Below are 13,820 nucleotides of genomic sequence, written 5' to 3'. Positions count from 1 at the left end.
CAACCTGGGTAGGCCGACACTCTTTTATCTGTTCCTGAGAGAGACCTCATGAAGATCCATGAATACCAAGGCAAGGAAATCTTGCGTCAGTTTGGTGTGCCCGTGCCGCGCGGCATTGCGGCCTTTACAGTGCAAGAGGCGGTCGAAGCCGCTCAGAAGTTGGGTGGTCCGGTCTGGGTGGTCAAGGCCCAGATCCACGCGGGTGGCCGCGGCAAGGGCGGCGGCGTGAAGGTCGCCAAGACGGTCGACGACGTCAAGCGCCTGGCCGGTGAAATCCTCGGCATGCAGCTCAAAACGCACCAGACCGGCCCCGAAGGCCAGAAGGTTCGCCGCCTCTACATCGAAGACGGGGCGGACATCAAGAACGAACTGTATGTGTCGCTCGTGACCGACCGCGCCACGCAGAAGGTGGCTCTGATCGCGTCGAGCGAAGGCGGCATGGACATCGAGGAAGTGGCCCATTCCACGCCCGAGAAGATCGTCACCGAGATGATCGATCCCCTGACCGGCATCACCCCAGAGCAGAGCAAGAAGGTGGCAGCAGCCATCGGCCTGACCGGCGCATCCGTCGACCAGGCCGTGGACATCTTCTCCAAGATCTACAAGTGCTACATGGACACCGACGCGTCGCTGGTTGAAATCAACCCGCTGAACTGCGACTCCAAGGGCAACCTCATGGCCCTGGACGCCAAGTTCAACTTCGACTCGAACGCCCTGTTCCGCCACCCCGAGATCGTGGCCTACCGCGATCTGGACGAAGAAGATCCGGCCGAAATCGAAGCCTCCAAGTTCGACCTCGCCTACATCAGCCTGGACGGCAACATCGGCTGCTTGGTCAACGGCGCGGGCCTGGCCATGGCCACCATGGACACCATCAAGCTGTTCGGCGCCGAGCCGGCCAACTTCCTTGACGTGGGCGGCGGCGCCACCCCTGAGAAGGTCACGGAAGCCTTCAAGATCATGCTCAAGAACGACAAGGTCAAGGCGATCCTGGTCAACATCTTCGGCGGCATCATGAAGTGCGACACCATCGCCACGGGCGTGATCACCGCCTGCAAGGCTGTGAACCTGCAAGTGCCGCTGGTGGTGCGCATGAAGGGCACCAACGAAGAACTGGGCAAGAAGATGCTGGCCGAGTCGGGCCTTCCCATCATCAGTGCAGACACCATGGCCGAAGCTGCCCAGAAGGTGGTTGCTGCGGTCAAAGCCTAAGCCCAGGAAAGCGAGAAACAGTCATGTCGATCTACATCAACAAAGACACCAAAGTCATCACCCAGGGCATCACCGGCAAGACCGGTCAATTCCACACCGAGAAGTGCCAGGAATACGCCAACGGCAAGAACTGCTTCGTGGCGGGCGTGAACCCCAAGAAGGCCGGCGAGTCGATCTTCAACATCCCGATCTATGCCTCCGTCAAGGAAGCCGCGACCCAGACCGGTGCCACCGTGTCGGTGATCTACGTGCCGCCCGCAGGCGCGGCCGCCGCCATCTGGGAGGCCGTCGAGGCCGATCTGGACCTGGCGATCTGCATCACCGAAGGCATCCCGGTCAAGGACATGCTGGAAGTGCGCAACCGCATGAAGGCCAAGGAAGCCGCTGGCGGCAAGAAGACCTTGCTGCTGGGCCCGAACTGCCCCGGCCTGATCACGCCCGATGAAATCAAGATCGGCATCATGCCCGGTCACATCCATCGCAAAGGCCGCATCGGCGTGGTGTCCCGTTCGGGGACGCTGACCTACGAAGCCGTGGCACAGCTGACCGAAATCGGCCTGGGCCAGTCCAGTGCCGTCGGCATCGGTGGCGACCCCATCAACGGCCTCAAGCACATCGATGTGATGAAGGCGTTCAACGACGATCCCGAGACCGACGCCGTCATCATGATCGGTGAAATCGGTGGTCCTGACGAAGCCGAAGCCGCAATGTGGTGCAAGGCAAACATGAAGAAGCCCATCGTGGGCTTCATCGCCGGTGTCACCGCGCCTCCCGGAAAGCGCATGGGCCACGCAGGCGCCCTGATTTCCGGTGGTGCCGACACCGCCGACGCCAAGCTCGCCATCATGGAAGAGTGCGGTTTCAAGGTCACGCGCAACCCTTCGGAAATGGCCAAGCTGCTCAAGGCACTGCTCTGAGCACCATGCTGCGGATGTGAAAAGGGCAACGCTTGCGTTGCCTTTTTTTATGCGCGCGCTCAATAGTGCGGCGCCAAGTCCACAAGCCTCTTGCTCTCCCATGAGTGCCTGAAACAAAATGCAACATTTTGGTGGCGGCAATGTGGTCGTCACCGTGGTGCGCTTGTTTCTGACCTTCGGGCAGTTCGCAGCGACCAGCATGCGAATCCCCAGCGGAGAATCTTCAACGTGCCCAGCAACCAGGCAAATGATGGCGACGGATGTACCCGTCTGACCTTTGAAACCGGTCTATATACTGAGCAGCGCCCTTGCCGAGGCGGCCGCCTCGCTACCCGCTTACCTACCAAGCCGTATGATTTTTGAGTACTTCTGTCTAACGGATCCGGGGTTGATCAGGGACAACAACGAGGACTCCGTGGCCCTTGACCCCGAGAACCACATTGCGGTTCTGGCCGATGGCATGGGCGGCTACAACGCGGGCGAAGTGGCCAGCGCCATGGCGACCACCTTCATCAAAACCGAACTCGGACGCTGGATATCGGAGGGTGGCAGTGAGGCGAGCGCGCGCGAACTCAAGAGGGCGATGGAAATCTGCATCGACAATGCCAACCGCTCCATCTTCAATGCTGCCAACTCCAACGCGCAATACGCCGGCATGGGAACCACCCTGGTCATGGGCTTGTTTCATGCCACCAGAGTCATGATCGGCCACGTGGGCGATTCGCGCTGCTATCGCTTGCGCGCGGGCACCTTCATGCAGATCACGCGCGACCATTCCTTGCTGCAAGAGCAGATCGATGCGGGACTGATTTCTCCGGAGCAGGCGCAATTCGCCACGCACAAGAATCTCGTGACACGGGCGTTGGGCGTCGAAGACACGGTTCTTCTCGAAGTCAACGAGCACCGCGTCGAGGATGAAGATCTCTATCTTTTCTGCTCCGATGGCCTCAACGACATGATGGCCGATGAGCGCATTGCCGCCATTCTGGTGACCGCCGGCACGCTCGAAGAAAAGGCGCAAGCCCTGGTAGATGCGGCCAACGACGCTGGTGGGCGCGACAATATTTCGGTGATACTGGCGCATGCGCGCTCAAAGCCTGCCCGCAAAGGTCTGCTCTCGCGGATGCTCGGCAAAGCATAGCGCGTACCCCAGTTTCAGAGTCTCGTTCACAGGTTCCAGAGGAGTCGGCCATGCCGAAAATGATCGTTTCTATCGACGGTGTCGTCATCAAGGAAGTGCAGCTCACCAAAGACCGCACCACGCTCGGACGCCGTCCTTATAACGACATCGTGATCGACAACCTCGCGGTCAGCGGCGAGCATGCGGTAATGCAGATGTCCGGCATGGACGTGTTTCTGGAAGACCTCAACAGCACCAACGGCACTTACGTCAATGGCAAGGCCATCAAGAAGCAGCAGCTGCAGAACGGCGACAGCGTTGAGATTGGCAAGTACAAGATCAAGTTCGTGCACGAAGGGGTGGCGGACACCCAGGAAAAGACCACCGTCATCAGCGCGGGTGCGGTCGTGGACACGGGCGAACCCCAGGGCACTGCGGCCATCAAGGTGATGTCTGGAACGGCTGCGGGTCGTGAAGTGCCCTTGGTCAAGGTGGTGACCACCATTGGCAAGCCGGGCGTGGCGGTGGCGGCCATCACCCGCAGGCCGCATGGGTATGTGGTTGCGCTCGTGGAGGGCACACAGAAACCCACCGTCAACGGCAGTCCCATCGGGACCGATGCCACCCATCTTCACAACGGCGATCTGTTGGAGCTGGCCGGCACAAAGATGCAGTTCGTTCAGCAGTGAGTCGCGGCGCTCTTCGCCGGCGCCCAACTGTTCGCTGATGTATCCCGCGGAAGAAGTGCCAAAAAAGTCCTTCTCGCCGACATGTCAAACGGGTAGCCTTCGGCGATCGGTTGCGGCCTGAATCCACTCGGGCGAGGTCAACCAGTGTTCCAATCTGACGGGCCAGGTCGACCTGGTCTCGATACTCACTGTTCAAGGCGCCAATGAGGGTTCGCGTACTGGGGTGCTCCGGAGCCATTGCTCAAGGCTGTCGAACCACTTCCTTCCTGCTCGACCACGACGTCCTGATCGACGCAGGCACCGGCGTGGGCGACTTGACCCTGGATGAAATGGCACGGGTGGACCATGTGCTCTTGACGCATTCCCACCTTGACCATATTGCGGCGCTGCCGCTCATGCTCGATTCGGTGGCCGCCTTGCGTCTGGCCAGCGGCGTTGCACCTCTGCAGGTGCATGCCTTGCCGGGCACGATTGCCGCGTTGAAGGTGCACATCTTCAACAACCTCATATGGCCCGACTTCTCCGCCATTCCCAGCGTGGACACGCCGCTCATGCGTTTCGTGTCCATTGCCGTTGGAGATGTGCTGCACGTGGGCGGCAAGGCGGTTGAGGTGCTGCCTGCCGTGCATACCGTGCCTGCCGTGGGATATGCCGTCGCCAGTGCGTCGGGACATTGGGTTTTCAGCGGGGACACCGAGCGCAATCCGGCGTTCTGGGCACGGGTCAATCAACTGCAGATTGCCCAGTTGGTCATCGAGACCGCATTCAGCAACCGCGAGCAGGCCCTGGCCCAGCGCAGCCTGCACCTGGCCCCGGGAACGCTGGCGCAGGAGCTGGCGCAAATCGATCCCCAACACAAGTATCCGATCTACATCACCCATACCAAGCCTGCCGAAACCGGCCTGATCATGGAGGAGATCCGCCGCTTCGATGAAGCCCCCGGCGCGGCAGGTGCGACAAGACACGACATCCGTTGGTTGACGGCGGGGCAGACCTTTGACCTCTGACAAAACGCGCCCTGCGGTGGCAGGGTGACAAAAAATGTCGTCGCACAAGGTGCTTCTGGGTCGCGAAATGTCACACGAGGGGGTTGATCCGTGAAATTGGGCGCGAAAAACAGGGTATTTGGGGCTGGCACGCGGCCTGCTGAGAAGAAGCGTCCTTATCCCAACCCTGTCCTGTCCCAAGGAGTTTTTCAATGAAGCGAACCCTGCAAAAAGGTTTCACCCTGATCGAACTGATGATCGTGGTGGCCATCATCGGTATTTTGGCTGCCGTGGCTTTGCCTGCTTATCAGGACTACACGGTGCGTGCGCGGGTGTCGGAAGGGCTGGTTGCTGCATCTGCTGCGAAGGTCAATGTAGGTGACATTCTGGCAACCGGCCGCAACAGTGCGTCGGGATACGCGGCAGGCTATACCCCTCCTACCGCGACGCAAAACCTGGCCGGTGTTGCTATCGCACCCGCTACGGGTCAGATCACCCTCACGACCACTCAGCGTGCGGGTAATGGGACATTGGTGGTGGTCCCATACACAGGTGGCGCAACCCAGGCGGCCGGTAGCGGTAATGCTCTCCCTGATGCAACTGCTGCGTTTGCTATTCCGGACGAAGGCGTGAAGTGGCAATGTCATTCGGCCACTGTCGGAACAGCCATTTCGCCAGCTCCCACCGTTGGCGCCACTTTGCAAGCCCGTTTCGCACCCTCTGAGTGCCGGTAATTGGTTGCAGACCAAAGAGAGCGCTTCGGCGCTCTTTTTTTTGGAGGTTTTCCATTCGTGCATTGGGGTAAACGCATACGGGCTGCCACGAGAGTTGCGGCATTGCACTTCGCGATCAGTTTGTTCGTTGCCTTCTTGGTTGGTCTGGTCGTCTTCAGGGTTTGGTATCCTGCACCTTTTAACGAGTTGATTGGCGGGCTGGAGCTCTTTCTTATCCTTGTGGGTGTTGACCTCGTGTGTGGTCCACTGTTGACGTTTGTGCTCTTCAACCCGCAAAAGCCAAGACACAAATGGCGCATGGATCTTGGCACAATCTTGGCCGTTCAGATCGGCGCGATGGTGTATGGCATGGCTCAGCTTGCAATTGCACGCCCCGTTTACCTTGCCTTTGAAGGCGATCGCTTTCGAGTGGTGCAAGCTGGTGATGTCGATGTGGCCCAGTCGCATATGGCGGCTATCGACCTCAGAAATATTCAGGTTTTTGCAGGTCCGCGACTTATTGGCGTGCATCTCTCCACGACTGAGGATGCCGATCTATTGGCAAGCCTTCAGCTCTCAGCGCAGGGCTTACATCCTGCCTTTCGCCCATCACGATGGCGTCCTTATGAGACTCAGGTATCCAGCGTCTTAATGCAACTGCGCCCGCTGCGAGCGTTGGAGGAAAAAAATATCGACCGTGCGGATGAGCTAGCAAAGATTGCTGATGTGTTAGCCAAAGAGAATCTGACTAAAACACAAGTAGGGTTTCTTCCATTGGTTCGTGATTTGGTGACAGACTGGGTGGTCCTCGTGCGGCGTGCGGATGGACAGCCGATTGCGTACTTGCATCTCGATGGTTGGTGATGATCAGATTACAAGATGTACTGCTGCACAGCTGGCCAGCAGGTCACAAATTTGATGTTTCTAGCTCGCGTGTTCTTTTGGTGCTTGTGACATGCCTCGTCGCCGCACCGTGGTTCTGGCCATTCCTTCGTGTGCCCATTGCGGCGATGTGGCCCAACATGTTCGCTTGGGCTGTGGGCGCGGTGCTGTTCGTTGCACTGCCATCGATGGGTAAAAGGTCTGAATTGGCGCTTGCGGGGGGGTGGCTTTGTGCAGCACTGGGAAGCTCTGTGCTAGGGCTACTGCAGTATTTCGACTTGGAGAACGTTTTCTACCCGTGGGTCGCTCCGACGCCACCAGGTTACGTCATTGCCAATGTGCATCAGATGAACATGCTGGCAACCCTGCTGGGCGTTGGTTTGATATCTCTCTGGTGGATGTTTAACAAGAGATATCTTTCAGCTCCGAATGTTGCATGGATGGCCGCCTTGATGCTGGCGACTTTGGCTGCTACTGCATCACGTACAGGATTGGTGCATCTACTGGCGATCACTTGCATGTTTCTGTTGTGGCATACAGAAGAACGACGTCGTTGCGCCATTGTCGTGTTGGCCGGTTGGGGAATCTATATTGTTGCAGCACAAGGATTGCCATGGCTTGTATGGCTGCTGCAGGGCGTTTCCATTGAGCGGCAACTTTTGGATCGTTTCGGGATGGACTTGGCTTGCCACAGTCGCCGCGTCTTGTGGAGCAACGTTGTCGATTTGATCTTGCTTAAGCCGTGGGCCGGCTGGGGGTCGGGGGAGCTTATGTATGCCCATTACATAACCGATTTTGCTGGCGTTCGCTTCTGTGAGAAGCCCTCTCATGCGCATAATATTGCACTTCAATTGGCCGTCACCATGGGGCTTCCGGTTGCCATTCTGGCTGGAGTGGGATTGTGTGCGTTGCTTTTAAGGCTCAAGCCATGGTTTGTCGTTAACGCGACTGAGCGTATGTACTGGGGCATCCTGGCCTTGATAGGGGTGCATAGTCTTTTGGAATACCCACTCTGGTTTGGTGTTTTTCAGATGATGTTTCTGATGTGCGCATGGCAAATCTATCGAATCCGTCGCACCTCGTCGGTTGATCATTTCGGAGAAGCCGTTTTTATTGCGCGAACGGCAATGGCATCACTATGTCTAGTGGCTCTCGCTGGGCTGACTTTGGACTACAACAAGGTTAGCCAGATTTACATTCCGGCCAGTGAACGCTCTCCACGATATCGAGAGGAGACATACAACAAAGTCCAGGATGCGGCATTCTTTAGGTCGCCCCTTCTTATCGCCCAAGTGCTGGGTACCCCATTGGACCAAGCAAATGCGCAAGCGATGCTCGACGCGTCGCTCTCGTTGCTCCACGTGGAGCCGGATCCTCGCATTATTCGGCGCGTGATTGATTCTGCCGCCCTACTCGGTTTTCAAGATCTCGCAGCATTTCATGAAGCCCGTTTTAGTGCAGCATGGCCTAAAGACTTCGAGCAGTGGAAACAGGAAAGATAGTGTGTGGATCGACTATCTTGAGGACACGGGAAAATCCCCACTCTTCCCCCCCCGCTTCTCCACCAGCCGAACGCCCTCAACCACCATCCCCCGGTCCACCGCCTTGCACATGTCGTAGATGGTCAACAAGGCCACTGACGTCGCGGTGAGCGCCTCCATCTCCACGCCCGTCTGACCCGTGCATTCCGCCGTCGTACGGCAGCAAACGGTGTTCGTGTCTGCTTCGATCTCGAACTCCACCGCCACCCGCGTCAACGCAATCGGATGGCACAGCGGAATCAAGTCACTGGTCTTCTTCGCCGCCTGAATGCCGGCGATCCGTGCGATCCCCAGCACATCTCCCTTCTTCGCTGTGCCAGATTGGATCAGCGCCAGCGTGGTGGGCAGCATCGTGATCCGTCCTTCCGCCACGGCCACACGGTGGGTGCTGGCCTTGGCGCCCACATCGACCATGTGGGCCTGACCTTGCGTGTCGAAATGCGTGAGTGGAGAAGTCGGGGAAGCGTCGTTCATGAGGACTTGATTCATCGGGTTTACAGAACCCGGAGGACTTGGCGGCATCATACGGGGATGCGATTCTCTCTGTGGACTTCGAGTACCTCGGGCGTATCCCGGCGCAAACGCTCCCGGTGGTGCGCATTCCTGGTGGCTTCCATGCTGGTGCTTCCCGGCCCTGCATCGGTGGCCCAGACCAGTGGCCTGCCCAGCTTGGGCGATGGGCAAGGCATGTCCGTTGGCGCCGAGCGGCGGTTGGGGGACCGCATCGCGCGCGATATCTACCGCGACCCGGACTACATCGACGATCCCATATTGACCGACTACCTGCAGACCTTGTGGCAGCCCTTGCTGGGTGCCGCCCGGGACCGTGGCGATGTGCCACCCGAGCTGGCCGAACGCATGGCGTGGGAGCTCGTGGTCTCGCGAGACAAAAGGGTCAACGCGTTCGCCCTGCCCGGTGGCTACCTGGGCGTCAACCTGGGGCTGGTCGCCATCACGGAGCGCCCGGAGGAATTGGCCTCGGTGATGGCGCACGAGCTCAGCCACGTATCGCAGCGGCATATTGCCCGCATGATGACGCGCGAAGAACGCATGGCGCCCTGGATGATGGCGGCGATGATTCTGGGCGCCTTGGCGGCGGGCAGCAACGCAAATGTGGCAGGTGCCGCCATGGCGGGCAGCACGGCGGTGGCTGCGCAGTCGCAACTGAACTTCTCGCGCGACATGGAGCGCGAGGCCGATCGTGTGGGATTCGGTGTGTTGACGGGTGCCGGATTCGATGGCCACGGCTTCGTCTCCATGTTCGACAAGATGCAGCAGTCCTCGCGCTACGACGATGGCTCGTTCCCCTATCTGCGCAGCCACCCCTTGACGGGGGAGCGCATCGCGGACATGCGCTCTCGGGTGCCGTCGGGGCCGGCGGCATCGAAAGATGCCCAGCCGGACGCGGAGCGCGTGTTGGCTTCGCCTGGTTTGGGGGCTGCAAGCTCCGGTTCCTCCTCAGGTCTGCTGCTGAGTTTGCCGAGTGCCCGCGATGCCCAGCGCAACAGCGTGGGACTGCTCATGCCCTCGCGCGCGCTGCACGCCTTGGTGGCCGCTCGCGCCCGCGTGCTGGCCGAGAACGGACCCGATCGTCAGCGCGCCTGGCTGGCCAATGGGCAGTCCGCCAACGCATCGCCAGGCGATCGCTACGCGGCGGCTCTCTCGGCGTTGCGATTGGGTCAGCGCGACCTCGCATGGGATCTGGCACAGCGCTTGCGCTCGACGGTGTCGCCCGAGGCGCGCTCCACGGTGGATGCGCTGTTGATCGAGATCTTGCTCGCGCCTTCGGCGGGCGGCGCTGCCATGCCGTCTGCACAGATGGCTATGCTGGTCGAACTGCGCGACCAGGCGCTGGCGGGAAGTTCTCGTGCCAGTGCCTTGCTGGGCGCCCAGGCCGCGTTGGCCACGGGGCAGGCGCAGCGTGCGGTGTCGCGCTTGCAATCCTGGGTGTCGGTGCATCCGCGGGACGCGGTGGCCTGGCAGACGCTGTCGCGTGCGTATGCATCTCAAGGACAGCAACTGCGTGCGATTCGCGCCGAGGCCGAGTCGCGTGCGGCGCATCTGGACTTTGCGGGTGCGGTCGACCGCTTCAGGGCAGCGCAGGCCCTGCCCGTGGCGCAGCGCAGCGCCGATGCCATGGAGCTGGCGATTGTGGACAGCCGCCGGCGCGAAGTGGAGGCGCAGTTGCGCGAGACAGTTCGGGACGAAGAAGAGCGGCGCTGAGGCGTCGCCGCCGCGCCGGACTCAGCGCGGCAATACGTTGCGCACAGCGGTGTTCACCAGCAGCATCAACACCGAGTAGATCAGGGAGCCCAGCAGGGCTGCCCAGAACCCGTTGACGTGAAATCCGTTGAGCACGCCAGACGCCGCCCAGAACAGCAGGGCGTTGATGACGAAGAGAAACAAGCCCAGGGTCACGATCGTCACCGGCAGCGTCAGTACCACAAGGATGGGCCGCAACACCGCATTGAAAAGACCGATGACGGCCGCCGCGATCAGGGCGGAGGTGAAGTTGGGGACTTGCACGCCCGGATAGATGTAGGCCACCACCAGCAGAGCGCAGGCCGCGAGCAGCCATGTGAGGATGAGTTTCATGGAACCAGCATAGCAGCAGCCGACGCAAACGAAAAAAGGCGGTGCCCTTGCGGGCACCGCCTTTGCGCTTTCGAGCGAATCGGCCGATCAGGTTTCGTGCACCACCGGCGGACGGCGGGAGGCGATCCATTTGCCCAACGCCAGCACCAGCAGCGCGCCAGCGATGTGGGCACCCCACCACAGTGTGTTGGAAATAACGGCCATGCCTTTCTCGTCCAGCGTACCGAGCTTGGGCATGAAGAGCCACTTGTCGGGATTGACGAAGGCCGGGTCGGTGACCAGCATGCCACCCGCGATCCAGCCCAGGAGCATGCCGCCCAGGGTGATGATCATCGGGAAGCGAGCCATCAGTTTGATGACCAGGGTGCTGCCCCAAACGATGATCGGGATGGAGATCAGCAGGCCCAGCACCACCAGCAGGAACGAGTGTTCGCCGGCATTCTGGGCGGCACCCGCGATGGCGATCACGTTGTCCACGCTCATGACCAGGTCGGCCACGATGATGGTCTTGATGGCGGCCAGCAGCCTGTCGCTGCCCTGGATGTCGCCATGGGCTTCGTCGTCGGGTGCAAGCAGCTTCACGCCGATCCAGACCAGCAGAATGGCGCCCACGAGCTTGATGAACGGAATGTTCAGCAAGGTCATGGCGAACGCGATCAGGATGATGCGCAGGACGATGGCGCCAGCGGTGCCCCAGATGATGCCTTTGGTGCGCTGGGCGGGCGGCAGCTTGCGGCAGGCCAGCGCGATCACGACCGCGTTGTCGCCACCCAGCAGGATGTCGATGATGATGATCTGTCCCAGGGCAACCCAGAACGCGGGCGATGACAGGAAATCCATAGATGCCTCGTTGTCGTTTGTCCAAATGAGCGGCGCTCGAGACTTGCTCGTCGCTTTCCGCTCGGCCTTTCCATTCAGACTCTCACAGGTGATCGGAGGACATGTTCACCTGCCCACGATGGCGCTGTCGCGCTGTCGAAGGGGTGGACGTGTCTGGATCGGCCCATGAGAGCCTACCAAAGGTCTGGCTCGACCTGGCAATGGAATTTGCCGGGCCCGGATTGCCGGAAGCATTGGCTTCGTATTGACGACAACCCGAATGTCCGTCGTTGAGAGGCATGGGGCCCTTGGCGGCGGATCGGAGAGCTACTCCCCTTCGAGACCCGCGATTGTAGCGGCCCGGCAATGCAGCGCGGTGCAGGCGGGTAAAAAAGTTCCCACAAGGCCGAAGCCGCTTCTGCCCGCGCATGCGCTCGAAGCGGGGCCGAACTCGCTATGATCCAGCCCCCATGGCCGGCATCCACATCACTGACATCGAAGCCGCGATCAACTATTGGCGCGAACGCTCACCTTCGCCCGATGGGGTGTCTCTGTGCCCGGAGATCCGCGCGTTGGCCGAGGTGTATGCGCTGATGGTGTGGCACCACGAGACCGAGGCCGATGAAGCCACGCTGCCCGCGCCCGCTCTGGCCGCCTGGATGGCCTGGTACGACACCACGCCGGACACCCCCTGCATCGCCATTTGTTCCACCAGCCAGGGAGACGAGCTCTGCAAAGGCTGCGGGCGCACTTTCGACGAAGTGCAGCGCTGGACCGAGATGACGCCCGGCGAGAAGCGCGCGAGTTGGCGCCGCATCGTCATCGAGGGCGATGCCTGGCGCTTCAACCGCTACGCCGAGCGAGCGCTGGAAGAATCCGGGAAGTAGGCCGCGCCAGGCCTGACGCCGGCCTGCATCAGGCGCGTCGGGCCAGTTCGGCGGCTTTGCCCACGTAGCTGGCCGGGGTCATGGCGAGCAGGCGGTCTTTTTCGCTTTGCGGGATGTCCAGGCCTCGGATGAGTTCGTGCAAGGCGGCGGCGGTGACGGTCTTGCCGCGGGTGACGGCCTTGAGCTTTTCGTACGCGCCGGAAACACCGTAGCGGCGCATCACGGTCTGGATCGGTTCGGCCAGCACTTCCCAGGAGGCGTCGAGGTCGGCGGCCAGGGCCTCTTCATTGAGTTCGAGCTTGCCCAGGCCCACACCCAGCGAGTGGTACGACAGCACGGCATAGCCCAGGGCCACGCCCATGTTGCGCAAGACGGTGGAGTCGGTGAGGTCGCGCTGCCAGCGGCTGACGGGCAGCTTTTCCGACAGATGACGCAACAGGGCGTTGGCCAGGCCCAGGTTGCCTTCGGCGTTTTCGAAGTCGATTGGATTGACCTTGTGCGGCATGGTGGAAGAGCCAATCTCGCCTTCTTTCAGCCGTTGCTTGAAGTAGCCCAGGCTCACGTAGCCCCAGATGTCGCGCGCCAGGTCGATCAGGATGGTGTTGGTGCGCGCCACGGCGTCGAACAGTTCGGCCATGTAGTCGTGTGGCTCGATCTGGATGCTGTAAGGCTGGAAGGTCAGGCCCAGGCCGAGGGGTTCGGGCTGCTCAATGACGGAGCGGCTGAAGGCCTCCCAGTCGAAGTCCGGCCAGGCGCTCAGATGCGCGTTGTAGTTGCCGACCGCACCGTTCATCTTGCCCATCAGCTTCACGCTGGCGATCTTCTCGCGCGCGGCTTGCAGGCGCACGACCACGTTGGCGATTTCCTTGCCCACGGTGGTGGGGCTGGCGGTCTGGCCATGGGTGCGGCTGAGCATGGGCACGGCGGCGTGCGCATGGGCCATGTCGCGCAGCTTGGCGATGAGGCTGTCCAGCGCGGGCAGCAGCACCACGTCGCGTCCGCCCTTGAGTTGCAGGGCATGGCTGGTGTTGTTGATGTCCTCGCTGGTGCAAGCGAAGTGCACGAACTCGGCCGCTTTTTCCAATTCGGGGCGGGCCTCGAAGCGCGACTTGATCCAGTACTCCACCGCCTTCACATCGTGGTTGGTGGTCTTTTCGATCTCCTTGATGGCTTGGCCGTCGGCCTCGCTGAAGTTCTTGACCAGGCCCATGAGGTAAGTGCGTGCGCCAGGCGAGAGGGGTTTGAACTCGTCCAGGCCCGCGTCGGACAGGGCGATGAACCAGGCGATTTCCACCTGCACGCGGCGGTGCATGTAGCCTTGTTCGCTCATGAAGGGGCGCAGGTTGGCCAGGCGGGCGGCGTAGCGCCCGTCCAGGGGCGACAAGGCGGAGATGGTGTTGAGCGCCGAGGCAGACGCAGAGGAGCCAGAGGAAGAAGAGGTCGATCGCATGCGGCGATT

The 13,820-nt window shown here is 60.9% G+C and carries 14 protein-coding genes; 10 read left to right on the top strand and 4 right to left on the bottom strand.

All coding sequences use genetic code 11. The features are described from left to right. The first annotated feature begins 48 nt into the window (after nucleotides 1-48). The 8 genes from sucC to F9K07_RS28960 all read left to right on the top strand — a co-directional run bounded on the left by sucC (nucleotide 49) and on the right by F9K07_RS28960 (nucleotide 8,021). The gene (gene sucC / locus F9K07_RS28995) at nucleotides 49-1,212 is read left to right on the top strand and encodes an ADP-forming succinate--CoA ligase subunit beta (RefSeq protein WP_159596687.1); all 1,164 of its coding nucleotides are present in this window, start codon (nucleotides 49-51) and stop codon (nucleotides 1,210-1,212) included. A gap of 23 nt (nucleotides 1,213-1,235) precedes the next feature. After that, nucleotides 1,236-2,129, top strand: a complete 894-nt coding sequence (gene sucD / locus F9K07_RS28990) for a succinate--CoA ligase subunit alpha (RefSeq protein ID WP_159596686.1) — start codon at nucleotides 1,236-1,238, stop codon at nucleotides 2,127-2,129. A 352-nt stretch (nucleotides 2,130-2,481) separates the two neighbouring features. Further along, on the top strand, nucleotides 2,482-3,270 hold the full coding sequence (locus F9K07_RS28985) for a Stp1/IreP family PP2C-type Ser/Thr phosphatase (RefSeq protein WP_159597154.1): 789 nt from the start codon (nucleotides 2,482-2,484) through the stop codon (nucleotides 3,268-3,270). 50 nt (nucleotides 3,271-3,320) lie between these two features. Further along, a complete protein-coding gene (locus tag F9K07_RS28980) occupies nucleotides 3,321-3,938 on the top strand; it encodes an FHA domain-containing protein (RefSeq protein WP_159596685.1) in 618 nt (205 codons plus the stop codon). Nucleotides 3,939-4,141: 203 nt separating this feature from the next. Continuing rightward, nucleotides 4,142-4,945: a 3',5'-cyclic-nucleotide phosphodiesterase gene (locus tag F9K07_RS28975; RefSeq protein WP_159596684.1), complete on the top strand. Its 804-nt coding sequence runs from the start codon at nucleotides 4,142-4,144 to the stop codon at nucleotides 4,943-4,945. A 191-nt stretch (nucleotides 4,946-5,136) separates the two neighbouring features. Beyond that, complete coding sequence (locus F9K07_RS28970) at nucleotides 5,137-5,658, top strand: pilin (RefSeq protein ID WP_159596683.1); 522 nt, start codon at nucleotides 5,137-5,139, stop codon at nucleotides 5,656-5,658. Next, nucleotides 5,659-6,501, top strand: a complete 843-nt coding sequence (locus F9K07_RS28965; RefSeq protein WP_159596682.1) for a hypothetical protein — start codon at nucleotides 5,659-5,661, stop codon at nucleotides 6,499-6,501. It abuts the gene before it with no gap. Next, the gene (locus tag F9K07_RS28960; protein WP_159596681.1) at nucleotides 6,501-8,021 is read left to right on the top strand and encodes a PglL family O-oligosaccharyltransferase; all 1,521 of its coding nucleotides are present in this window, start codon (nucleotides 6,501-6,503) and stop codon (nucleotides 8,019-8,021) included. Before F9K07_RS28965 ends, F9K07_RS28960 begins: the two co-directional genes overlap by 1 nt. 12 nt (nucleotides 8,022-8,033) lie before the next feature. Here the strand turns inward: F9K07_RS28960 and moaC are convergent, their stop codons facing one another. After that, nucleotides 8,034-8,534 carry a cyclic pyranopterin monophosphate synthase MoaC gene (moaC, locus tag F9K07_RS28955; protein WP_159596680.1) on the bottom strand — a complete coding sequence of 167 codons (501 nt, stop codon included), beginning with the start codon at nucleotides 8,532-8,534 and terminating at the stop codon, nucleotides 8,034-8,036. Between the two features lie 141 nt (nucleotides 8,535-8,675). On the opposite strand from moaC, the gene F9K07_RS28950 reads away from it, so the two are divergent. Continuing rightward, nucleotides 8,676-10,283, top strand: coding sequence for a M48 family metalloprotease (locus tag F9K07_RS28950; protein ID WP_236581745.1), 1,608 nt, complete (start codon nucleotides 8,676-8,678; stop codon nucleotides 10,281-10,283). A 21-nt stretch (nucleotides 10,284-10,304) separates the two neighbouring features. On the opposite strand, the gene F9K07_RS28945 is transcribed toward F9K07_RS28950, so the two are convergent. Continuing rightward, nucleotides 10,305-10,655 (bottom strand): phage holin family protein, encoded by a 351-nt coding sequence (locus F9K07_RS28945; RefSeq protein WP_159596678.1) that lies wholly within the window; start codon nucleotides 10,653-10,655, stop codon nucleotides 10,305-10,307. Between the two features lie 87 nt (nucleotides 10,656-10,742). Next, complete coding sequence (locus F9K07_RS28940; protein ID WP_159596677.1) at nucleotides 10,743-11,495, bottom strand: TerC family protein; 753 nt, start codon at nucleotides 11,493-11,495, stop codon at nucleotides 10,743-10,745. A gap of 449 nt (nucleotides 11,496-11,944) precedes the next feature. On the opposite strand from F9K07_RS28940, the gene F9K07_RS28935 reads away from it, so the two are divergent. Next, on the top strand, nucleotides 11,945-12,361 hold the full coding sequence (locus tag F9K07_RS28935; RefSeq protein WP_159596676.1) for a DUF3717 domain-containing protein: 417 nt from the start codon (nucleotides 11,945-11,947) through the stop codon (nucleotides 12,359-12,361). 28 nt (nucleotides 12,362-12,389) lie between these two features. Here the strand turns inward: F9K07_RS28935 and purB are convergent, their stop codons facing one another. Beyond that, nucleotides 12,390-13,811 carry an adenylosuccinate lyase gene (gene purB / locus F9K07_RS28930; RefSeq protein WP_159596675.1) on the bottom strand — a complete coding sequence of 474 codons (1,422 nt, stop codon included), beginning with the start codon at nucleotides 13,809-13,811 and terminating at the stop codon, nucleotides 12,390-12,392. Nucleotides 13,812-13,820 lie beyond the last annotated feature (9 nt).

Source organism: Hydrogenophaga sp. BPS33 (genome assembly GCF_009859475.1).
Lineage (GTDB): Bacteria > Pseudomonadota > Gammaproteobacteria > Burkholderiales > Burkholderiaceae_C > Hydrogenophaga.
The sequence above is the reverse complement of the archived record's forward strand: the minus strand, read 5'-3'. Positions and strand labels throughout refer to the sequence as shown.

Bases quoted from the DNA above. Each gene is read 5' to 3' on its own strand.
- purB (WP_159596675.1), bottom strand. From the start codon at position 13,811: ATGCGATCGACCTCTTCTTCCTCTGGCTCCTCTGCGTCTGCCTCGGCG.
- F9K07_RS28950 (WP_236581745.1), top strand. From the start codon at position 8,676: ATGCTGGTGCTTCCCGGCCCTGCATCGGTGGCCCAGACCAGTGGCCTG.
- F9K07_RS28935 (WP_159596676.1), top strand. From the start codon at position 11,945: ATGGCCGGCATCCACATCACTGACATCGAAGCCGCGATCAACTATTGG.
- sucC (WP_159596687.1), top strand. From the start codon at position 49: ATGAAGATCCATGAATACCAAGGCAAGGAAATCTTGCGTCAGTTTGGT.
- F9K07_RS28960 (WP_159596681.1), top strand. From the start codon at position 6,501: ATGATCAGATTACAAGATGTACTGCTGCACAGCTGGCCAGCAGGTCAC.
- F9K07_RS28980 (WP_159596685.1), top strand. From the start codon at position 3,321: ATGCCGAAAATGATCGTTTCTATCGACGGTGTCGTCATCAAGGAAGTG.
- F9K07_RS28970 (WP_159596683.1), top strand. From the start codon at position 5,137: ATGAAGCGAACCCTGCAAAAAGGTTTCACCCTGATCGAACTGATGATC.
- F9K07_RS28985 (WP_159597154.1), top strand. From the start codon at position 2,482: ATGATTTTTGAGTACTTCTGTCTAACGGATCCGGGGTTGATCAGGGAC.
- moaC (WP_159596680.1), bottom strand. From the start codon at position 8,534: ATGAACGACGCTTCCCCGACTTCTCCACTCACGCATTTCGACACGCAA.
- F9K07_RS28940 (WP_159596677.1), bottom strand. From the start codon at position 11,495: ATGGATTTCCTGTCATCGCCCGCGTTCTGGGTTGCCCTGGGACAGATC.
- sucD (WP_159596686.1), top strand. From the start codon at position 1,236: ATGTCGATCTACATCAACAAAGACACCAAAGTCATCACCCAGGGCATC.
- F9K07_RS28945 (WP_159596678.1), bottom strand. From the start codon at position 10,655: ATGAAACTCATCCTCACATGGCTGCTCGCGGCCTGCGCTCTGCTGGTG.
- F9K07_RS28975 (WP_159596684.1), top strand. From the start codon at position 4,142: ATGAGGGTTCGCGTACTGGGGTGCTCCGGAGCCATTGCTCAAGGCTGT.